Below are 23,739 nucleotides of genomic sequence, written 5' to 3'. Positions count from 1 at the left end.
TGTACTTAATTTATTATTAAAATTGAATATCAAGCCCAAAAGTAAATACTTTACTCTTTGGATATGCACCCCAATCTAGTCCAGGAGTCATCGGATTGCTCCCTGCTGTACTTACTTCCGGATCATAACCACTATATCCTGTAACACAGAATAAGTTTTGTCCTGTAGCATAAACACGAAGTCTGGATACATAGAATTTACTTGTCCATTTTTTAGGTAAAGTATAACCTAATGTTATATTTTTCAAACGAAGGAATGAACCGTCTTCTACAAAACGTGAATAGACATCATTGGTAATGTATCCATTATATAAAGGTACTTTATTGGATGCATTGGTCGGACTCCAGCGATCCGCTACTTCAGCCAGCATATTTCTACGTCCGCTTCTTGATTGAGTTGAATATAGACGGGTTGCATTATAAACGTCATTGCCGTAATTGAATTGTAGCATGAAACTGAAGTCAATCCCTTTATAATTTAGTGTATTGGTGATACCTCCATACCATTTGGGGATTGCAGAACCGATGACAGTACGGTCTTTGGTTGTAATTTTACCATCTCCGTCTTGATCTTTATATTTTACTACACCCGGTCTTAAAGGCTCTTTTGTACTATAGCGCGGGTCATTAACGACTCCGTCTTTTAAATACAATGTAGGATCGCCTGGTTTTGTGTAAAAATCAGAACTTTGGTAGATCCCATCAAACTCATATCCATAGATCAATCCTAAAGATTCACCGACTTTGGCTATGTAATCATATGCGGTGAAGTTGCTGTCGAATCCGGAACGTGCATACATCGCATCTACACCGGAAGCAAGTGACTTTAATGTATTTTTGATAAATGATATATTAAAGTTCGTATTCCAAGTAAAATCTCTTGTTTGTATGTTAATGCTGTTCACATTTAATTCAAATCCTTTATTTTGGATCTTACCAATGTTCTGCATTTGTGAGTTAAAACCTGTAATGTGTGCAAGTGATTGAGCTAGCAAAAGGTCTTTTGTGTTTTTGATAAAGAAGTCTGCTGTAATATTTAGGCGACTATCAAAGAACCCAAGATCTACACCTAAGTTCACGGTATTGGAACCTTCCCATTTCAGGTTAGCGTTTTTGAGTTGTTTCGGTGTCAATACCGTTACTGTATTATTACCTACTCCATATTTACTGGCTTCATATAAATCTAATGATAAATAGTTTGAAATACGGTCATTACCGACAGTACCCCAACCGAAGCGAACTTTAAAGTTTGACAACCATTTTATATCTTTCATGAATGCTTCTTCAGAAACACGCCAAGCAGCTGAGAAAGAGGGAAAGTATCCCCATTTATTCTTTTGGGAGAATACAGTAGAACCATCTGCACGTATTGTCGCTGTTAATAAATAGCGATTGTCATAATTATAGTTACCACGGGCGAAGAAGGATAGTAGCATCTTGTCATTATAGCTGGAGCTCACTTTACTAGGAGTAGCTCCGATGCCTAAATTGTCATTGCCCAGATTATCAAATGGGAAATCCATCGCTTCTCCTAATAGATATTCGCTGCTTTTGAATGAAACTTCATGGCCTAACATCACATCATAAGTATGTTTTTTAATCTTTTGTTTCCATGTGAGGTTATTATAATTAGTCCAACGTACGTCGCGTCCCATTTGAGTTCGGCCATACGGTTTTTCTCCATTACGATATGCTTCTTTAGAACCTGTTTTGTAAAAAATGTCAGTTCTGCTGTCAGTTGTATTATAGGTACCAGCTGTCTTAAATGTTAATCCTTTAATAATTTGCCAGGTTACAGATGCATTGGCTGACCACATTTCTCCACGTTTATTATTAGTAACGGATTCGGTTTGCATGACAGGATTGACTTGAGCAAGGCTTTCTCCAGTCTCTAGCATTTCAGGGTCAATAGCAGAATTTAATAATTCTTCATCTGTCAGCTTCAGACCACCTGTTGGACGTGCACTTAGAATTTGTGCTAACATATTAAAACGTCCGGAGTCTGCGGAAGTTCCCACACCTTTACGGTTCGTTTGTGCGTAATTAACAGTTGTATCAAAAGTGATGTTTTTTGTTATCTTTTGATTAAAGCGAATTTTACCTGTCGTTTTATCAAATCCACTATTCTTAAAAATACCATTTTCAATATAACGGGAAAATGAAGCTGTATATTTGGTATTATCACTACCGCCTGAGATGGATAGATTATGGTCTTGTGACCATGTCGGATTGAAAGTCTCTTCTTGCCAGTCTACTCCTTTCATTCCGATATAATCTTCCGCTGATTGATAAAGATAAGGAATTCCATTATCATCATTTCCTGATTTATAGTAGGAATTTGCATATTCGGTTTTTATTTCTCCTTGCAATTTAACGAATTCATAAGGAGAAAGTACATCTAACATTTTTGAAATCTTACGATAACTTGCAGAGCCGTTGTAGTTAATTACAGGGCGTCCTACTTTACCTGACTTGGTGGAAACCATAACCACCCCATTGGCTGCGCGCGCACCGTAGATAGCGGCAGAGGAGGCATCTTTTAAAACTTCTATAGATTCAATATCGGAGTTCGATAAATAATCGATATTATCTACTTGAAAACCATCTACGATATAAAGTGGAGAAGCATCTCCTGTTAAAGTACCTACACCACGGATGTTGATATTAAATCCAGCTCCCGGTGTACCGTCAGTTTGGGTAATTTGTACTCCGGCAATTTGTCCTCCTAAAGCCCCCATAACAGAACTGCTTTTATAGCCTTCAATGTCTTTGGAAGCGACGGATGCAACAGAACCTGTCAAATCACCTCGCTTCATGGAACCATATCCGACAACAACAACTTCGTCTAAAGTTTTATTATCTGGTACCATTTTAACATTCATAGGAGATTGTCCGGTATATTTAATCTCTTGGGTTTTATATCCAATATATGAGAAAGATATTATTGAACCTTTTGAGGTTGTTAACGTAAAGTTTCCGTCGAAGTCAGTAATAGCTCCAGTAGATGCACCTTTTACCATAACTGTTGCTCCGATAAGCGGAGTGTCTGTTTCATCTACAACAACACCTTTTACAGTTATATTCTGGGCTTGTAGGCTGATTGTGAAAATCAGTGCTAAGAGGGTGATATACCCTCTTAGTTTTATTGATTTAGTGATTGTATTATACATAGTTAATGATGTTTTGCTCATTATTTAATAAATTTTTTGTCAAACCATATAATGATAGGTGCTATTTTCTTTCCATTTTTTAATGATTCTCCGGTTTCTGTTGTATCAACGGTGACATTTGTAAGGAAAGTCATTTCTCCAACCATAATTCCATTAGCATATTCTCCATTACTATTTTTCCAGATATTCGGACTGATATGTATAGTCAGGTCATTAGGAACTACATAGGCTAATGCTACGGATAGTCTATCCGATTGATTAGGTAATTTCTTACTATGGCTCATATCGTATACGCTGCCGTAATATGACATCGGATTTCTAGACCCGGTTGATAGTTTTATATCCATAGCTTTATAATATGTAGTCCATAGTTCATTTAAGAATGAACCGGCAGTTCCGGGTGCTCCTTTTACTAAAGTGCCTTCTGTGGGATAGTAGTTAAATGAACGGCGATAATCTAATGCGAAATTAGAAGTTGTAGTTGTTCCGTTAACTGTAACCAACGGAACAGTTGAATTACCACCATTTTTAGGATCAGCTTGGAAGACAAAAGGATTATAATGGATATGTACTCCATTATTTGCTTTTAAGTCATAATGAATAAATACAAGAGTTGTTTGAGATATCTGGCTATCTTTATCTGTTCCGGCTGTTGCTGTAACATAACAAAAACCTATTGTATTTGCTTTGACTCCATTGTTATCTGCGGGCCATGTAGCTTCTTGATTGAAACTGATTTTTCCTGTATTGCTATCGATTGTTAAGTTGTCGCATTTATTTCCGTTCTTGATGCTCCATGCGACCGATACATCCCCTTTAAGCCCTGTTTGTGGACTTGGGAAAGTGAAGCCTTTTAATGTAGCATCCGCATTAGCTTCATTATCTTCTGTAATTCTAAATTGATTAGCATTATTTTCTTCTGGTACATCAATGTTGTTTCCATAACGAATATCAGTGAAGTAATTAGGATTCTCAATGATATTCAGAGTAAATGTTGCATCTGCAGGATTTTCTGCGTTTTTAGAGTTAGTAGCTCTCACGGTAAGTGAATAATTTCCTTGTGGAATAGTATTCCCTTTTTCTACAGAGATTGTTCCAGTTTGGGCGTCAAATTCTATCTGTCCCTTTAATGCATCCGGTTCATTAATCAAGCTGAATTGGATATTATCTCCTTTCAACCCTTCCTTAGGACTAATGGTGAACTTTGAATATTGATATTTATCAATACTTGTTTCATATTCGAATCCTGAAATTGGCTCAATGTATTCTACGACTTGTAGTGTAAATGCATTATTGAAATCTTCTTCTCCAAAATTGTTTTGAACATGTATTGAGATGACATAGTTATTCCCACTTTGCAATCCGTGGTCTTTGTCAACGGAAAGAACTCCGGTAGTTGGATCTATTTTAATTTTATCTGTTGTAGGGGTGATATTTTTATAGAATATTCTATTCCTTCTAATGAACCTTTAAGTGCAGGCGCATTACTCTGAAATGAGGTCTTTCCACTTTTGTCGTTTTCAGCTTCTAGCATATCTTCGTTAGGAGTGTACTCCAAACCAAAAGGTGCTGACGTGACATTTATTTCTAGTGCATTCTCAAATATTCCTTCATCTTCAGAAGAAGCTCCGGTTGTTAGTTTTAATGAGATATTATAAATACCGGGAAGAAGTGCTGCGCTACCTTTGATAATACTTATTTTTCCACTTTTAGTGATGTCGAAGTATTTTGAATAGTCACTTTTGGCAATCTCATAGTTGGTAATGGTTACATGATCTCCATCTGTCTTGACTTGCGCTGTTGGTAGTTCTACTTCACTTGTTTCATCAATAATATCATTATATTTGACTTGGAGTTTGTTGGGTTCCACTGAAATTCCATCGGGGACGGCCTCAAGAAGTTTATTTCTACAATATCTTTAAATTCATAATAATTCCCTCCGGATATGCATGATATGGATAATTTATATAGGCCAACTTGCATATCTTTGGTGCTATTTATAGATATGAATCCATCATTTGGGTCGATAGTAAAACAATCTCCGGAATAGGCTTCACCTTTTAAAGTTACTTTGGTTATAGCAAAATCAGAAGGTGTATTTCCTTTATAAGTTGGGCTACTAATTCTTCCACTCATTGAAGGACCTATATCAGTCATACCTGAGTAGAATATTGTGAATTTAGTAGAATCAGTAGTTTCTGTATCATCACAAGATGTATAAACTACACCCATTATAACTATCATCAGACTCATTATAAGCCTTGATTTGGTTTTTAATAATGCATGTTTCATTTCTTAGATATATTAATTAAGTGTGTATGACAAATTATATTCTTTATTATCAATAATTACTTTTACTGATGTTCCATTTGCATGGAATGTTCCAGCGGCTTCATCATCTGCTATATCTGTAAATGTGGCTGTCATGTTGATGTTTGCTGCTTCCGCGCCATCATTAATTGGATAAATTATGCTAATGAATCTTGCAGCACCATTTACTATTTTAGGTTTACGTATGGTAACTTGATAACCTTTACGTTCGGTTTTTTGTCCTATATCATTAGAAGTATTAGTCGTTTTTACGGATGCGCTATAATCGTTGGCTGTTTCAACAAAGGTTCTAAGCATGATATTGTTATTGTCGCTAAAAGCCGTATGTGCACCGTAAATATGGCTGTCTTTTTGTCCTTCGTCTATTACGACATCGCTCGATGCGTTTTCAATAGGACATAAATGAAAATTCACATTGATGTTACTGTTATGGTCTGCTGTGGTATCATATCCTTCATCTACTATCACAAAGAACTTTTGATTAACAAAAAATACAGAACGGCGATGAGTCAAATTCAGATGTTTTTCACCTGAAACAGTATATGTCGGATTTTCAGTAACCAAGACATCGTAGGATGTTGCTTCATCCGTCTTTGTTGTTAATTGAAGCAATTTCCCTTTCATACTATCATCAGGTATTGTTTTACTCATTATGGTTAACGTGTTATGTCTGGCTGTTCCGCGATAGGTCTCTCTATCGCTCCCACTGTATGCGTATGACCCTGCGTCAGGGAAGAAATTACGTCCTTTTTTATATAAACTAAATGTACCGTTATCTGGTTGACAGTGATATTTACTATTAGGATTATTGTTGTTTTTTAGGATCATCATCATAGATTGGTCATCCCATTTATTACGCAGAATATAATATCCTCCATTTGCATAAGCTTTTTGTAAATAAGTAGGTGTGGATCCACTTTGCCTTTCTGAAGCCATCCATTGTATTTCTTGATCATCCGGGAACATTTCTGCATACTTTTTGAAATTTTTAATGAGTACACTTTTTCCTAAACGATTGGAACGGGTATCATTAAAGTTTTCTACACTGTAATTAGGATAAGTGATATCCATGACAAAATGAGCTGGTAATTTTAACTTCTCAAGGTATCCTGCCGGAAATCCGCCAGCTTTATTATTTAATTGAGCTACTCTGTAAGTTTCATAAAAATCAGAGATGGCACCAACATGGTAGCTAATATCAAATTCGTAATGTACTCCATCTGCAAGGAACTGTTTATCTATTTGTTCTCCTAGTTTCTGAGAACCTTCCGATAGCCATTCATTGGCATTCTTGAACTCAGGCATAAGTATGCCTGCCATTGCTACAGCTTGTGCTTGGGTAACCAGAATGTTACCTTCTTTATAATAATTCAGACGAATACATTCTACTTCTTTGGCAAATGCTGTCAAGAAAACAGAGAGCCATTCTGGTGTGAAATTTTTAGATTGAATGAAATAAGTCATGATATCTATCTGTGAGATAACTCTTTCAGTTACCTGTAAACCTTTCCATTGATAATCAACATCATTCTCTTTTCCTCCTTCTTCGGGGAATGTTGTTCCTTCTTCATAAGGAAAAGTTTTAAGCCAATCCGAGTAAACATTGATCCATGATTCTGCATATTTTTCATCACGACTTGTGCGATAGGCTTTTGCTTGTGGAAGCATCCATTGATGGCGATGAATCTGATATTTAAATTCTTGGTCAGTGACTTTACTGGGAATGAACGACCAGTCTATTTTATTATCTTTGGTAAAAGAATAATAGATCTCTTTTCCATCCTCAACTCGCTCTGCAAATCCTCTAACATAAAATCTGTTTTCTAATGCTTGGTCAGCTATATTTAGTTCAGATGCCGTAATTGGTGTGTTCATCAGTTGAATATTAGGGTTGATGACACTTGTCCGATTTCTGTAATACTCTAATAATTCATTTACTGCATAGTAGTATTTCCCTGAATTATAAAATTCTTTAGCTTTTTCCAGTCCTGGATAATCAAGATTGATAACTGCAAATAGTTTTTCATCGATCACATCATTAGGTTGATTAGGAGGAAGCATATCTATGTCTATATTGCCTCCAGTCAATATTTCCTCCTCGTTGTCTGAGCATCCGGCAAATGCTAGCAGACCGAACATACAAATAAAGAAGATGTTCTTCATACTTTATTAGGTTTTAATTATTAAAAGTTATATTTTACTGTTTGCAAATGTAGTCTGTTTATTTATAAATGCTAATCCGTCTTGTTCACACTTTGTTCAAAAAATGATTTTTGATATTAATATTGTTGAATCATATATTAATAATGTTTAGAAAAACGGTTTTTAGGCTGATATTAAGCTTTTTATACATCATAATGTAACTTTCATCCTATTCTTTTATGAAATGAACTAATTCATTTTGATACGGGAGGGAAACGGTACGGAGACGAACTAAACGCTAGTTGTCAATAAGAGATAAGCTGTCTTAATACTGTGTTTAGTTTCCTATCTTCTATAAATAATAATTAGCTCTACATTCTAGTTTGCGTTCCACTTAAGTAGAACGATAGAACCACTTAAGTTGAACTATCGCTCCACTTAAGTGGAACGCAAATTTATTAGGGAACGAAGAAAATAATAGCTCCAAGAAGAAATATTAAAAAGACTATTGCACTAGATTAATCTTTGTAACTATGAATTTAGATCAAAACCTTACTGAAAAAAGAAAAGTACTGTCTTATACATTAGGGTTGTTTGTTATGTACAAACTTTCACCTTGTACCTACAATAGAAATTCTTCTATATTGTCAGGAGTAATCACGGTGAAAGTTGCTTCAGGATAATTGTCTGAAAAAGCTTTGGGGAATTTGGCGGAGCGTTTAGGATTCCATTTAAATTCATAAGTCATTAGTTTACCATCTCCTTCTTCTATTAAATCAATTTCCTGCATAGCTGTTGTGCGCCAAAACCATGTATTATGCCATAAACGGTTATATTGGAGGTATTTGATACGTTCTGAAACGAGGAAGTTTTCGAATAAAGCTCCTATGTCTGAACGAGTTTCCGCCAACGAGAAATTAGCGATTACAGCATTGCGTATTCCATTATCATAGAAATATATTTTTCTGCTGCTTTTTAACTCATTTCTTAGATTTCTGCTGAATGAACTCAGCCGGAAGATTATATATGATTGTTCGAGTAATATCACGTAACGTTCCACTGTCTTGGGATCGAGATCACACAATTGCCCTAATTCATTATAAGAAACTTCTGAGCCAATTTGAAAGGCCAATGCCTGAAGAAGTTTCATAATCTTATCAGCCTTCTTGATATGCTCCCAGTCCAGGATATCTTTATATAAGTAGCTATCGGAAAGCTGTTTTAGTATTTCGCTTTCTGAACCGGGATGTGTAACGACATCTGGATAATAACCATACACCAGACGATGGGGGATGAGACGCTTCTCATCTAGTAGCCCATGATGGTTGACCATTTCTTTGAAAGAAAGCGGGTACATTTTATATTCCCATTTTCTTCCGGTAAGAGGTTCATTAACTTTGTTAGCTAAGTCAAAAGAGGAACTTCCTGTAGCAATTAATTGGATGTCACTTATCTGATCGGTAATTAATTTCAGACGTAATCCTATATTTTCGATACGTTGTGCTTCATCAATTATAACTATTTTTTTTTGCCCGAATATATATTTCAGGCGGGTTGCCGATATGTTCTCGAATAGGCTACGGGTATCTTGTTCATCTCCGTTCAGCCAGAGAATATCGTTGCTGTCTGTAAACATCTGTTTTAGCAAAGTGGTTTTCCCAACTTGGCGAGGTCCCATTATTATAATGGCCTTGCCTTGCCCTAATTTTTCTTGAATCGTTTGTTCTAATATTCTTGCTATCATAATTGACCTCTTTTATTTAAGAACAAATTTCAAGCTTTTTTTCTTCAAATCCAAAAATATTATGATTTTTATGGATTGGATTCCGTAAAAATCATAATATTTTTGGATTTACCTCTCTAGTTGTTTATCCCTTTGCTTTCTTAATATACTCCGTAGGCAAACATCCGAAATACTTTTTGAAACTCGTAGCAAAGTAAGACGGCGTATTAAATCCTACCATTGTGCTGACTTCTGCTATTGTATAACGGCCATCCTTCAGTAGTTTTGCCGCTTCATTGAAACGAATCTTGCGTATAAAGTCGATAGTCGATTCACCTGTGATAGCTTTCAATTTGAGGTGCAGATTAGAACGGCTCATATTCATTTCTCTGGCGAACTCGTCGGTAGAGAATTCAATATTATCCATATTCTTTTCTACGATGGCAACGGCACGTTTCAACAAAGCTTCATCCATGGCGTTGAACGTAATCTTTTCCGGTTCCACTTCCAGAGATTTGGAATACCGTTCAAGCATACGCCTGCGGGTACGCATCATATTCTGTATCTTCGTAGTCAGGATAGCCAGTGAGAACGGTTTCGGGATATAATCATCTGCTCCCATTTGCAGACCTTCCATCTGATCTTTGGTTTCGCTTTTGGCAGACAGGATAATCACAGGAATGTGACAGGTACGGATATTCTGCTTCACATTCTTGCATAGCTTGATACCATCCATCACAGGCATCATGACATCGGTCACAATAATGTCCACTTCATTCTCTTTCAGCTTTTCCAGGGCTTCTTCACCATTTCCGGCTTCCAGTGTATTGAAAAGTTCGGCAAGTCCGCTACTTAGATAATGGCGGATTTCATTATTGTCTTCTACGATAAGAATCGTACCACGTTTCTTGTCACCAGTTTCGATCGTTTCGTTTTCTACTTTTTCCGTATCAATGAAATACATCTCTTTCGAGTTGGTAGAATAAACTTGGTCCTCCTCATTTTTAGCGTCATTAGAAGCTAATTCGGAAGATTTATAGATATTTATATCCTGTGGCAGATAAACAGAGAAAGTACTGCCTTTGCCTTCTTCACTGTCTAACTCAATACGTCCGTGATGCAGTTCCACCAAACGTTGTACCAGTGACAGCCCGATACCACTTCCTACGTGCTCACTCTCTATCTGATAGAAACGTTCGAATATTTTCCCCTGCTTGTTGATAGGAATACCAATACCGGTATCACTAACTTGCAGTACCAGCCAATTGTTTTCCTCTTTCAACGTAACAGTAATGCTTTGCCCGCTTTCTGTATATTTGAAAGCATTTGAAAGCAGGTTATTAACGATCAGTTCCAGATAATTCGGATCGAAAAGTTCCTCTTTTTCTTCCAGTTCGGAGTGGAGAGTATAAGTAATCTTCTTGTGGCGTGCCAGTTTATCGTAGAACAAGAAATTATCCTGTATCAGTTGATGCGCATTCTCTTTCTTTACTTTCAGCTCGAAAACTCCCAATTCGGCACGGCGATAATCCATCAACTGGTTGACAAGATGCAACAGACGATTGGCGTTGCGTTGGATATATTCCAGTTGGTTACGAGTCCAGCGATCACTAATCTTATTGATTATTTCTTGTAAAGGAGCTAAGATGAGAGTTAATGGCGTGCGAAGCTCGTGCGAAATATTGATGAAGAAACGCATCTTCATCTGGTTGATTTCTTCTTGATGCTCCTTGTCCCTGCGTTCAAGTTCCAGTTCCGCTTCCATACTCTTACGCATCCAGAAGAAGCGGAAGACGAAAGTGATAAACCCGATAAAAGTGGCGAGGAAAATCATGATTGCCCACCAGGTCTTGTACCAGATAGGGAGAACTATGATTTCCAACATTGTAGGTACAGTATTCCATTTTCCGTCACTATTGGCAGCTTTTACCAAAAAGTGATAAGTGCCTTGTGGTAGGTTGGAGTAGGAGACAGTACGTTTATCTGTCAGATAATACCACTCTTTGTCATATCCTTCCAGTTTATAAGCGAAAGTGTTATGTTGTCCGGAAATATAATTGGATACTACAAATTCAATCGTGAAAGCAGTTTGCCATGATTTCAGGGTGATACTTTCTGTCTCATTGATATTCTTAGTCAGGATACCGGTTTCATCATCCGGGCGAACTGTCTTGTTAAACAGTTGAAGTTTAGTGATAACTACCGGAGGCGTATAAGGGTTATCCAGCAATAGTTCCGGGCGGAAAGTAGTGATCCCGTTGATACCTCCGAAATACATCTGACCGCTCGAAGTGCGACAGAACGAAGAAGTATTAAACTGATTACTCTGTAACCCGTCGGATTCCGTAAAATTACGGAACCTCTCTGTTTCCGGATTGAAACAGGAAATGCCACGGTTGGTACTTACCCAAAGACGTCCGAAAGTATCTTCCAGAATACCATATACCACATTGTTGGGCAAACCGTTAGCCGTAGTATATCGTTTGATTTTCTTTTCTTTCTCATTAAAACAGTAGAAGCCTTCACGCGTACCTACCCAAATGATACCGTTGGCAGCCTCGTAAATGCAATTGGTAAACGTCTTTGTTACAGATGATTCCGGCAGAATAGGCACCTTTTCTATCTCGATTCCTTCCTGCTGAAAGACAGATATACCTTCCTCACCCCCGACCCAAAGCCGTTTATGGGAATCTCTGAACAGGATTGTGATTCGTTGTGAAGTAAATGGAGTACCGTCCTTTTCCTTATCAATGGTGGTAAAACTCTTTTTTTCCGGGTAAAACTAACCAGAGCACTTAATGTCCCCAATAAGAGATTTCCCCCTTTATCAGGAAGAATTGCATATACATTCTCATTCACCAACTGGCTGTTCAGCTGATTGAAACTTTCCATTTTTCCACTGTTTCGATGGAGAACAGTCAGTCCGCCGGCATGTGTCCCTATATATACAAGTGATTTTTGTTCATCTACATATACGGCTTTGATATTGTTGGAACCAATACCGATTTCCCGTTCGTCTTCCTGTAAGATATAGTGCGTAAACTGTTGTGTCTTTGTATTATACAGATTCAAACCACCATCATTCGTTCCTATCCATAAGTTCTTATCCTTATCTTCCGTAATGCAGCTGACTACGTTATCGCTTAGAGAATTCTTATAGGGAATACGCTGGATATTCTTGAATCTGTTGCGGATAGGATGGTAATAGTTCAATCCCCCGAAATAGGTTCCAAGCCACATACCTCCTTGCGAATCCATAAAGATACTGCGAACCGAACGTTGTGACAAACTGCCGTTTTCTACCGGACTGCTACTGTAGGAAACGAAAGAATCGCTTCCTTCATGATAAATGTTTAGATCATTGAACGTTCCTATCCATAAGCGATTTTGCGAATCCAGTGCCAGAGAGCGGATATAATTGGAACTGATACTTTTAGGATTGGAAGAAGAATGATGATAAGCCTTGACCTCTTTCGTTTTCGGATTGAGCAGAAGCAGACCGGCTCCTTCGGTAGCTACCCATATACGGGTAGGAGATTGCTGCAAAATGGCCTGAATCTGTTTCGTTTCCGTTATCGGAGTAATCTTTTCCAGTTTCTTTTGAGGAATGGAATAGCTGTAAAGCCCGTCGACCGGGGTACCGATATAGATAATATCCCCCTGTCTGTAAAGAGCTGAAGCTATAAGCTTGTGCATAGCGGTACTAAAAGAATCGTCTACAAACTTGGATTCTTTAATATCGAACATGGTCAGTCCTTCCTGTGTGCTTATAAGCAACTGTTCCGGTGAGATTTCTGCAATACCATTGATTTGTTGCCGTTTGCCCTTTTTCTCGTAGAAGAAATTTCTGAATTTGTCTTTTTCTTCGTCATAATATGACAAACCATCCCGCGTACCGATCCAGACACGTCCCTGACTGTCAGTCTTTACGATTCGTGAAATGTCATTAGCAATACTGTTCGGATCCTCTTCATTATGTTGATAAACTGTAAATGAATACCCGTCATACTTGTTTACTCCATCATAGGTAGCGAACCACATATTACCTCTTTGGTCCTGATCGATAGAGAATACGGTGCTTTGTGACAATCCTTCGTTAATAGAAATATAAGAGAAGTTAATTTGCTCCGGAACTTCAGAAAAAACGCAAGTAACCCCTATACATAGAAAGAGTAGACAGATTGTTGTTTTTTTAAGGCTGTTCATTATTAGTTCATAAGATTAATAATGGCATCAAAGATAGCAAAATCTTTTATATGGAGGTATTCAATAGAGAGAAAGTAAATATAGGGAATGAAAAAATACCACCAATTATACAGATTAGCACGGATTTTTATATCGACAATCTTCGAATTACAATTAAATCTGTGTTAATCTGTGTAATCGGTGGTGAAACTTGAAACTGGTAGGTAATTTATTTAGCTAAATCTCCTATCTCGTCTAAATTCTTCTGAATATCTTCGTCATTCAATGTATAATTCACCAGATCACCGGCCAAATACTTGTCATAAGAAGCCATATCGATCAGACCATGTCCCGAAAGATTGAACAGAATCACTTTCTCTTCTCCTGTCTCCTTACATTTGTTAGCTTCGCGGATAGCCGCTGCAATAGCGTGGCTGGATTCGGGAGCCGGAATAATACCTTCGGACTGCGCAAACAGACAACCGGCTTCGAAAGACTCCAGTTGCTGTATATCTACCGCTTCCATCAGATTATCTTTGAGCAACTGTGAAACGATTACACCTGCGCCGTGATAACGAAGCCCACCGGCATGGATATGAGCAGGAGCAAAATTATGTCCCAAAGTGAACATCGGCAGCAATGGAGTATATCCGGCTTCATCACCGAAGTCATATTGGAACTTACCACGTGTCAGTTTCGGACAAGAAGCAGGTTCGGCAGCAACGAAACGAGTCTTTTTCCCTTCCTGTATGGTGTGGCGCATGAACGGGAAAGAGATACCTCCGAAGTTGGAACCACCTCCGAAACAACCGATCACGATATCCGGATATTCGCCTGCCATTTCCATTTGTTTTTCAGCTTCCAGTCCGATAATAGTCTGGTGGAGAGTCACGTGGCTAAGTACGGAACCGAGCGTATATTTACAGTTGGGAGTCATTTGTGCCAGTTCGATAGCTTCCGAAATAGCAGTTCCCAATGAACCTTGATAAGTGGGGTGTTTCGTCAGAATATCCTTACCGGCACGGGTAGACATAGATGGAGAAGGAGTGACCTGTGCTCCGAAAGTCTGCATGATGCTGCGGCGGTATGGTTTTTGTTCATAACTGATTTTTATCTGATAAACGGCAGCTTCCAGGCCGAAAACCTTGGCTGCGTAAGAAAGAGCGGCTCCCCATTGTCCGGCACCGGTTTCAGTGGTAATGTTGGTAACTCCTTCTTCTTTACAATAATAAGCTTGTGCCAATGCAGAGTTCAACTTATGCGAACCGATAGGGCTTACGCTTTCGTTCTTAAAATAGATATGAGCCGGAGTGCCGAGTGCTTTTTCCAAACCATAAGCACGAACCAGCGGAGTGCTACGATAGTACTTGTACATTTCACGCACTTCTTCCGGTATTTCTATCCATGCATCCGTCTGATTCAGCTCCTGATGACACAGTTCTTTTGCGAAAATCGGATATAAATCTTCTGCTTTCAGCGGTTGTTTGGTTCCCGGGTGCAACGGAGGCATAGGCTTGTTCACCATATCAGCCTGAATGTTGTACCAGTAATGTGGAATTTCTTCTTCCGGTAGAATATACCGTTTTCTTTTTTTACTCATAATATTGTAGTTTTTTAGTTTTCTGTTGCCAAAAGTAGTCAAATTTTTAATATTCAGAAAATTTTGTCAACAAAGAATCGTGTTTGATTGTTATTTTAGTTAAGTTTGCACGACCCCGTTAAAAAAGATGATATGAAGATTTATCATAAGTTTTTATTGTATCAGAATAAACTCCTAAAACCCTATGTACGTATTTTGTTAGCTGATAGAAGCACTCACTTATCTGGCATCTTTATCATTGATTGTCGGAGTAGTATATGAACATGGCTTTCCCTTGTCTATTGATGAAGTGGCGAATTTGCAGACATTGTATAAAACTGTCTGGATCATTTTTCTGATTGATGTCACTTTACATATCTCGCTGGAATACCGGAATACTAAAAAGCAATACCGGCGATTAGCCTGGATATTGAGTGGATTGTTATATCTCACGTTGGTACCTGTTATATTCCATCGTCCGGAAGAAGAAGGAGCTATTTTGCATATTTGGGAATTCTTACATGGGAAGTTTTATCATCTTTTGTTATTGTTAGTTCTTTCTTTCCTCAATCTGTCCAATGGGCTGGTGCGTCTGTTGGGACGGCGTACCAATCCGTCTTTGATATTGGCAGTCAGTTTTATGGCTATTATTCTGATTGGAGCAGGCTTGTTGATGCTTCCGCGCTGCACGGTAAATGGTATCACCTGGGTAGACTCTTTATTTACCGCTACCAGTGCCGTATGCGTTACAGGCCTGGTACCGGTAGACGTGTCTACTACATTCACCACTTCGGGATTAGTTGTCATTATCCTGTTGATTCAGATTGGCGGATTGGGAGTGATGACATTAACCAGTTTCTTCGCCATGTTCTTCATGGGGAATACCTCCATTTACAACCAGCTTGTTGTGCGTGATATGGTTAGTTCCAATTCATTAGGTTCTTTGCTGTCTACTTTATTATATATATTAGGCTTCACTTTAGTGATTGAAGGGATCGGTATGGTTTCGATTTGGTTTAGTATTCACGGAACGTTGGGAATGACTCTGGAAGGAGAGTTGGGCTTTGCTGCTTTCCATTCTATTTCAGCTTTTTGCAATGCGGGCTTTTCTACGCTTTCCGGCAATTTAGGAAATCCGATGGTGATGACTAACCACAATTGGCTGTTTATTACCGTTTCTCTATTGATTATATTTGGTGGTATCGGTTTCCCCATCCTTGTCAATTTCAAGGATATTGTATTGTATCACCTCCGTCGTTTCTGGAAATTGATTCGTACCCGCAAACTGGATCGGCATAAAATGCAGCACCTCTATAACCTGAATACGAAAATCGTGTTAATCATGACTTTCCTGCTTTTATTAATCGGTACATTAGCTATTGCTGCTTTTGAGTGGAATGGTTCTTTTGCCGGTATGCCTGTGGCAGATAAGTGGACACAAGCTTTCTTTAATGCCACTTGTCCGCGAACAGCCGGTTTCAGCAGTGTCGACCTGGCATCATTGAGCGTGCAGACATTGTTGGTTTATCTATTCCTGATGTGGGTGGGCGGTGGATCACAGTCCACGGCAGGTGGTGTGAAAGTGAATGCTTTTGCGGTCGTAGTTCTGAATCTTGTAGCCGTATTGCGTGGCACTGAACGAGTGGAAGTGTTCGGCAGAGAATTGTCTTACGATTCAATCCGGCGTTCCAATGCAACAGTAGTCATGTCATTGGGAGTCTTATTCATTTTTATTTTTACATTGAGCATACTCGAACCGGGTGTTTCCATTATGGCATTAACTTTCGAATGTGTCTCTGCGCTTAGTACCGTGGGTTCCAGTCTGAATCTGACCCCTCATTTGTGCGACGCGAGCAAACTATTGGTGTCTTTGTTGATGTTTATTGGTCGTGTGGGATTAATAACATTGATGCTAGGAATCGTCAAACAGAAAAAGAATACAAAATACCGTTATCCAAGTGATAACATCATAATAAACTAAAGCTATGAAGTATATTATTATTGGTTTAGGAAATTACGGCCATGTGTTGGCGGAAGAACTGTCCGCCTTGGGACACGAAATTATAGGTGCGGATATAAGCGAAAGTCGTGTAGACTCCATCAAAGATAAGGTTGCTACAGCTTTTGTCATTGATGCCACTGACGAACAATCATTATCAGTGTTGCCATTGAATAGTGTGGATATAGTTATTGTAGCGATTGGAGAGAATTTTGGTGCGTCGATACGAGTCGTTGCCCTGTTAAAGCAGAAAAAGGTTCCCCGTATTTTTGCCCGTGCTATTGATGCCGTACATAAAGCAGTGCTTGAAGCTTTTGATCTGGAACGAATCCTGACTCCGGAAGAAGATGCTGCCCGCAGCCTGGTACAACTGCTCGATTTCGGTACTAACATGGAAGGATTCCGCATCGATCAGGATTATTATGTTGTGAAGTTCACGGTTCCGGAGAAATTTGTAGGATATTTTGTGAATGAGTTAAACCTGGATGAAGAGTTTCATTTAAAAATGATAGGATTGAAACGGGCGAATAAGATCACCAACTGCCTGGGTATCTCTCTGACCGAGCTTCATGTGAAGAATGAATTACCGGGAAATGAGAAAGTGGAAGAAGGAGACGAATTGGTCTGCTACGGCAGGTATCGTGATTTTCAGGCCTTTTGGAAGGCTATTTAGCCCGAGTACTTATAACGTCGCTTTTATTGAGCACAAGTGAGCAAGTTTCGGAGATAGTTGTATGAAGAAACCCATCGGACTTCTTTTCAGTGAAGAAATCCGGTGGGTTTGTTATATGCTGAAGCGTATGCCTTATTTCGTTTGAATACGAATATTTCCGGCTTTCACTCCGTTTGCTTTTGCTGTAAATACAATCTCACCGGCAGTTTCACCGGCTTGCAGGATAGCTGTCAACATACCGTTGAAAGCATGCATTTTTGGAAGATGGAATTGTTCAAGGTTCGTCGGATCTCCATTGGCGGCAGCACGATATTTACCTGTTCCCTTTACCGAGAAATTTATCTGACGATTATCGGCAGGGCAGAGGTTACCGTCTTTGTCTACTACTTTAACAGTCACATAAGCCAGGTCTTTTCCATCTGCAGTCAGTTCGTTACGGTTGCTTACCAGTTCGATGTGATGAGGCTTTCCGGCAGTACGGACTACTTTTTCAGCTACCGCTTTTCCGTTTTTGTCGTAGGCTACTACTTTCACTTCACCCGGTTCGTACTTTGTATCCATCCACATCAGACGATAGCGGTTCTTTAGCGAACTATTATTCTTGCTTTGTTTTCCATAGCTTTTGCCATTGATAAACAATTCGGCAGTAGGATAATTAGTGTACACAAAAACGGGAGTCACTTCACCTTCACGTCCCGGCCAGGTCCAGTGAGGCAGGATATGCAAGGTTTCCGCTTTCTTGTTCCACACGCTACGGTAAAGATAATAGCGGTCTTTAGGTAAACTGGCAAGGTCGATGATACCAAACATTGAACTGTGGTTAGGCCATGAATCCGTATCGTATGGTGACGGTTCACCCAGATAATCGAATCCGGTCCATACGAACTGTCCGATGGTCCAATGATGATCGTCAGCTAATGCAAAGTCCTCGTCCGGAATATTCGACCAGGGACAAACCTCCACATCGTATGAAGAGCATTGATGATCTTCATATTTGGCCCCTTTCTTATCCTCCACCGGGAACTTGTACACGCCGCGTGAGCTGACAGTAGAAGCCGTTTCGCTTCCCAGAATCAGATTCTGCGGGAGTTGGTCGTATGACTCCTGATAGCGTTGCGTACGGTAATTAAGTCCCGGAATGTCAATCATTGCTGCAAATCCGTTGGCAAGTACACAAGTCACCTGGTCCATTCCGCAAGTGACAGGACGGGTAGGATCTTCACGATGGCAGATATCCTGCAGGAATTTGGCCACTTTATAACCGACAGGACTGCATTGAGTCGGTACTTCGTTGCCGATACTCCACATAACGACGCAAGGGTTATTCCGGTAATTATGAAGCATATTTATCATATCACGTTCCGCCCATTCATCGAAGTAGCGGTGATAACCATTTTCACATTTGGCGATATCCCATTCATCGAACGGTTCGATCATCATCATAAATCCCATTTCGTCACACAACGCAACGAGTTCGGGAGTCGGCATATTATGAGAAGTACGGATCGCGTCGCATCCCATATCTTTCAATAGCGTAAGCTGATGACGCAGTGCTGCAACATTGATAGCGGCGCCCAACGGACCTAAATCGTGGTGATTACATACACCCTGAAATTTGCGGTGCTCCCCGTTCAGGTAGAACCCTTTGTCGGCAATGTATTCAATGCTGCGGATACCGAAACGTGTGGTGTAAGTATCTACCAGTTTATCATCCGCATAAATTTTAGAGACAGCCTTGTAAAGCGACGGACTTTCCGGCGACCAGAGTTCGGGCGCGTTTACAATAAAATTTTGTTCAAAAGGTTGTCCGTGATTGATGCGGCTTGTATTCTCTTTGCGGGTAACAACTTTACCTTCCGGAGAAAGAATTTCCGTCTCTACACGGATGGCTGTTTTCTCACCGGCATTATCTATCTTCGTTTGGAGACGTACGGCTGCAAAATCCTTGTTGACGTGAGGAGTTGTGATTTGCGTTCCCCATACAGGCACATGGATTTTGTCAGTCACAATCAGGTGTACATTGCGATACAGACCTGCTCCCGGATACCAACGCGAAGATTGCGGACGGTTTTCCAAACGCACGGCAAGCGTATTGTTTTTACCGTCTTTATTCAATAAGGAAGTCACATTACAGTGAAAAGAATTGTAGCCGAAAGGCCAGAAACAAGCTTCTTTTCCGTTGATGTAGACACGCGCTTCACTCATGGCACCGTCAAAAAGTAGTGTCACTTCTTTGTCGGCAGGGGCGTCAAAACTGGTACGATACCATCCGGTACCTACATAAGGAAGACCGCCGGTACGTCCTGTCTTCAAGGAAGCTTTTTTCTCAAAGTTCTGTGTTACTGCCACATTCTGAAGATCATTGTTCATGTCGAATGGACCAAAAATCGCCCAGTCGTGTGGAATAACAACCGATTCCCATTTAGTGTCATTGAACTCCGGCTGACTGGCCTCTTTAAAATCTCCTTTACTGAATTTCCAGTTCTTCTCCAGCAGTGCCTCACTGCGTTGCGCTTGCATAGTGCAGGCGGCGCCCATCAAAAGTACAGCTAATAACTGTTTGGGGTGTTTCATGTTCATTTTTACTTTTCAGGTATAAAATATTTTGGATTCGGCGTAAAGTTATAAAAAAGGATTCAATAATCTTATCTCTTGAAAGCATTAAATGTACTGGCCGGTTTGCCACTGGCGTCGAGCATCCCTTTGTGATAGTATTTCCATTCCTTCTTTCCTTCAAATGTAGGAAAAATGTCGGTTACACTTGTAAATATCCCGCTCTTTTTGTTCCTTTGCCATCTATTTATAAACAGAAAACTTACGTATGAGAAAACTAATTTATTTGCTTTTGTTGCCGTTGGCAGTGGCTGTGAGTGCATGTGGCGGTAAAAAAGGATCTTCAGATAATCAGTCGATGCTGGCAAGAATAGACAGTATAGATGCTCACGGATTGCAACGTATGCAGACGTCTAAGAGCGAAACTAACTTTAAGTTCAAAGGAAAAGATTATCATTCCTTTGTTTCACGTACTCCGGATGAAAGTCTGCCTCATGTAACAAATGAGATGGGAGATACTTATGTCGACAATAAAATAGTGCTGCACCTGACACGCGGTAACGAAACGGTATTGAACAAGACATTTACCAAGAATGATTTTTCATCCGTAGTCGATGCAAAATTTCTCTCGAAATCTATATTGGAAGGAATTGTATACGACAAGACCACCCCGCAGCATTGTATATGCCGCAAGTGTTTGTTATCCGCAGACAGATTTGTATATGCCGCTTTCTATAACGATCACTGCTGATGGAAAAATGAGCATACAGAAAGTCGATATGCTTGAAGAAGGTTTGAACGATGAAGCACCCAATTAAGCCTCCAAGCAGGTGTTGACAGCAAAATTACACAAATGTGAAAACATTTGAGACAAACGAAAGGCAACCGATGAGGTTGCCTTTCGTATTTTTGCACCGTCAACAAACTTAATATCGAATAGAATGAAGAAAAGCATTTTTATTATTTGCGTGCTGGCATCAGGATGCATGGCGATGGCTGAACAAGTCGAGAAACCCGGTCCGGCTATAGAAACACAGACTTTGGTGCCACTGACCGAGCGTGTAAATGTACAGGCAGATTCGGCATGTGTCAATCAGATTATAGATGGTTGCTGGGTAGCAGTCGGAGCTAAAAAAGCGCATGCCATTCAACGTGATTTCAACCTTATGTTCAACGGAAAACCTTCTTATCGTTTTGAACTGAAAGAAGATGATAACACATTATCCGGATATGCAGCGGGGGAAACAAAAGGGCGTGCGGAATTTTCTTATTGTTATGCAACTTCCGATGATTTCAAAGGCAAACCAGCCGATACATATAAGAAAGCACAAATAATGAAAACTGTATATCATCATGGAAAAGGTATTTGTCCGCAAGGTGCTTCCCGCGATTATGAGTTTTCGGTATATATCCCTTCTACATTAGGCAGTGATGTTTCCACCATTTTTGCTCAATGGCATGGAATGCCGGATCGTACTTTGGTACAGACTCCACAGGGTGAAGTGAAGAAACTGACAGCTGATGAGTTCATGGAACTGGACAAGACTACTATTTTTAAGAAAAACATGGGATACGAAAAGAAACTCAAGTTGGACAAGCAAGGTAATCCGGTGAATGACAAACAAGGCAATCCCGTTTATCAAGCCGGAAAGGCCAACGGATGGCTGGTGGAACAAGGTGGCTATCCTCCATTGGCATTCGGATTTTCAGGCGGATGGTTTTACATCAAAGCAAATTCCGACCGTAAATGGCTGACTGATAAAGACGACCGTTGCAACGCAAATCCGGAAAAGACACCGGTTATGAAACCTGTGACATCTACATATAAAGCATCGACCATTGCTTACAAAATGCCTTTCGCCGATTTTCCGAAAGATTGTTGGATTACATTCCGTATTCATATCGATTGGACAGTCTATGGCAAAGAGGCGGAAACAATTGTAAAGCCGGGTATGCTCGATGTACAGATGGACTATCAGGAAAAAGGGAAAAAGGTTAATAAACACATTGTAGACAATGAGAAAATCATGATTGGACGTAACGACGATGATGGTTATTACTTTAAGTTCGGTATCTACCGCGTAGGTAATAGCACGAAGCCGGTATGTTACAATCTGGCAAACTATTCAGAGAGGTAATTAGTCAGAAGGTAGAAAGAGAGTGATATCCGGATGTCCGTTTAGTGGGCATCCGGATATTTTTTTATAGGTTAATAATCTGAAAAAATAATATCGCATTTGTCAAGTGTGCTTCAATTCTGCAAAAAGATTTGTTTTTTTGTTGCTTGCCAAATGGTATAATATATAAAATTATTAGTGATGCAAATGATGAACAAAAATGGATTTAACCGGTGTGCGGAATTCTACATCGGTCGTTTGCGGAAGGAGGGACGGTATTCTACGGCGCATGTCTACAAGAATGCCCTCTTTTCTTTCAGCAAATTTTGCGGCACGTCTAATGTGTCGTTCAGACAGATCACCCGTGAACGTTTACGACGTTACGGCCAGTATCTTTATGAGTGTGGCTTGAAGCCCAATACGATTTCTACGTACATGCGTATGCTTCGTAGTATTTATAACCGTGGAGTGGAAGCGGGCAGTGCGCCTTATATTCCGCGACTGTTTCATGATGTCTATACAGGTGTGGATGTCTGGCAAAAGAAGGCTTTGCCTGCTACGGAATTGCATAAGCTTCTGTATGAAGATCCCAAATCGGAACGTTTACGCCGTACGCAAGCTATTGCCGCCCTGATGTTCCAATTTTGTGGCATGTCGTTCGCGGATTTAGCTCATCTGGAGAAATCGGCACTCGATCAGAATGTACTGCGATACAATCGTATCAAAACCAAAACTCCGATGAGTGTGGAAGTGCTGAATACTGCAAAGGAAATGATTAATCAGCTTCGTAGCAAGGAAAATTCTCATCCTGACTGTCCGGATTATCTGTTTGATATTCTTCGTGGGGATAAGAAACGGAAAGATGAAAGAGGTTACCGGGAATATCAGTCCGCTCTCCGTCGATTTAATAATTCTCTGAAGGACTTGGCAAGAGCTTTACATTTGCAATCCCCCGTCACTTCCTATACGCTTCGTCATTCCTGGGCAACGACTGCGAAGTATCGTGGAGTATCCATTGAAATGATTAGTGAATCATTGGGGCACAAATCTATTAAAACCACACAAATCTACTTGAAAGGCTTTGGGCTTAAAGAACGTACAGAGGTAAATAAAGGAAATTTATCTTACATAAAAAACTGTTGTGTAGGTAGCGTAAAAACTGTAAAGTGTTAATCATCAGAATTAAAATATGTGTGTTACTTCTTAGGTAACGGAACTTAAATTTGACGCAAAGATAGACAAAAACACGAATAGAAAGCAAATATTCC

8 protein-coding genes and 4 pseudogenes are annotated in these 23,739 nt (G+C 39.7%); 5 read left to right on the top strand and 7 right to left on the bottom strand.

Annotated features, from left to right (window positions below; all coding sequences use genetic code 11):
- Positions 1-16: 16 nt before the first annotated feature.
- The 6 genes and pseudogenes from DXA05_RS19600 to DXA05_RS19575 form a co-directional block, all read right to left on the bottom strand.
- Entirely contained in the window at positions 17-3,190 is a 3,174-nt protein-coding gene (locus DXA05_RS19600) for a TonB-dependent receptor (RefSeq protein ID WP_008643033.1), read from the bottom strand.
- Positions 3,190-5,461, bottom strand: a pseudogene (locus DXA05_RS19595) (surface glycan-binding family protein). Before DXA05_RS19595 ends, DXA05_RS19600 begins: the two are co-directional and overlap by 1 nt.
- 12 nt (positions 5,462-5,473) lie before the next feature.
- Complete coding sequence (gene hepC, locus DXA05_RS19590; protein ID WP_128859527.1) at positions 5,474-7,663, bottom strand: heparin-sulfate lyase HepC; 2,190 nt, start codon at positions 7,661-7,663, stop codon at positions 5,474-5,476.
- A gap of 601 nt (positions 7,664-8,264) precedes the next feature.
- Positions 8,265-9,386, bottom strand: a complete 1,122-nt coding sequence (locus tag DXA05_RS19585; protein WP_004316595.1) for an ATP-binding protein — start codon at positions 9,384-9,386, stop codon at positions 8,265-8,267.
- Positions 9,387-9,510: 124 nt separating this feature from the next.
- Positions 9,511-13,571: pseudogene (locus tag DXA05_RS19580) on the bottom strand (two-component regulator propeller domain-containing protein).
- 208 nt (positions 13,572-13,779) lie between these two features.
- A complete protein-coding gene (locus DXA05_RS19575; protein ID WP_128859526.1) occupies positions 13,780-15,150 on the bottom strand; it encodes a TrpB-like pyridoxal phosphate-dependent enzyme in 1,371 nt (456 codons plus the stop codon).
- A 132-nt stretch (positions 15,151-15,282) separates the two neighbouring features.
- Between DXA05_RS19575 and DXA05_RS19570 the strand changes: the two are divergent.
- Together DXA05_RS19570 and DXA05_RS19565 are read left to right on the top strand one after the other, a co-directional pair.
- Positions 15,283-17,110: pseudogene (locus tag DXA05_RS19570) on the top strand (potassium transporter TrkG).
- 4 nt (positions 17,111-17,114) lie between these two features.
- On the top strand, positions 17,115-17,801 hold the full coding sequence (locus DXA05_RS19565; RefSeq protein ID WP_008770828.1) for a TrkA family potassium uptake protein: 687 nt from the start codon (positions 17,115-17,117) through the stop codon (positions 17,799-17,801).
- A gap of 132 nt (positions 17,802-17,933) precedes the next feature.
- Here DXA05_RS19565 and galB read toward each other — a convergent pair whose 3' ends face one another.
- Positions 17,934-20,381, bottom strand: coding sequence for a beta-galactosidase GalB (galB, locus tag DXA05_RS19560; protein WP_128859525.1), 2,448 nt, complete (start codon positions 20,379-20,381; stop codon positions 17,934-17,936).
- A 241-nt stretch (positions 20,382-20,622) separates the two neighbouring features.
- Here galB and DXA05_RS19555 point away from each other — a divergent pair.
- The 3 genes and pseudogenes from DXA05_RS19555 (at position 20,623) to DXA05_RS19545 (ending at position 23,644) form a co-directional block, all read left to right on the top strand.
- A pseudogene (locus DXA05_RS19555) lies at positions 20,623-21,172 on the top strand (DUF4738 domain-containing protein).
- Between the two features lie 123 nt (positions 21,173-21,295).
- A complete protein-coding gene (locus DXA05_RS19550) occupies positions 21,296-22,492 on the top strand; it encodes a heparin lyase I family protein (protein ID WP_165861536.1) in 1,197 nt (398 codons plus the stop codon).
- A 186-nt stretch (positions 22,493-22,678) separates the two neighbouring features.
- Positions 22,679-23,644 (top strand): tyrosine-type DNA invertase cluster 3b, encoded by a 966-nt coding sequence (locus tag DXA05_RS19545; RefSeq protein WP_128859524.1) that lies wholly within the window; start codon positions 22,679-22,681, stop codon positions 23,642-23,644.
- Positions 23,645-23,739: the final 95 nt, after the last annotated feature.

The sequence above is a fragment of the Bacteroides sp. AM54-2NS genome (assembly GCF_003602935.1).
In the GTDB taxonomy this organism is placed as follows: Bacteria; Bacteroidota; Bacteroidia; order Bacteroidales; family Bacteroidaceae; genus Bacteroides; species Bacteroides xylanisolvens.
Note: the sequence above shows the minus strand (reverse complement) of the source record. Positions and strands in the feature narration are given on the sequence as shown.

Coding starts and splice junctions, on each gene's coding strand:
- galB (WP_128859525.1), bottom strand. CDS start 20,381: ATGAACATGAAACACCCCAAACAGTTATTAGCTGTACTTTTGATGGGC.
- DXA05_RS19575 (WP_128859526.1), bottom strand. CDS start 15,150: ATGAGTAAAAAAAGAAAACGGTATATTCTACCGGAAGAAGAAATTCCA.
- DXA05_RS19545 (WP_128859524.1), top strand. CDS start 22,679: ATGATGAACAAAAATGGATTTAACCGGTGTGCGGAATTCTACATCGGT.
- DXA05_RS19600 (WP_008643033.1), bottom strand. CDS start 3,190: ATGAGCAAAACATCATTAACTATGTATAATACAATCACTAAATCAATA.
- DXA05_RS19550 (WP_165861536.1), top strand. CDS start 21,296: ATGAAGAAAAGCATTTTTATTATTTGCGTGCTGGCATCAGGATGCATG.
- DXA05_RS19585 (WP_004316595.1), bottom strand. CDS start 9,386: ATGATAGCAAGAATATTAGAACAAACGATTCAAGAAAAATTAGGGCAA.
- DXA05_RS19565 (WP_008770828.1), top strand. CDS start 17,115: ATGAAGTATATTATTATTGGTTTAGGAAATTACGGCCATGTGTTGGCG.
- hepC (WP_128859527.1), bottom strand. CDS start 7,663: ATGAAGAACATCTTCTTTATTTGTATGTTCGGTCTGCTAGCATTTGCC.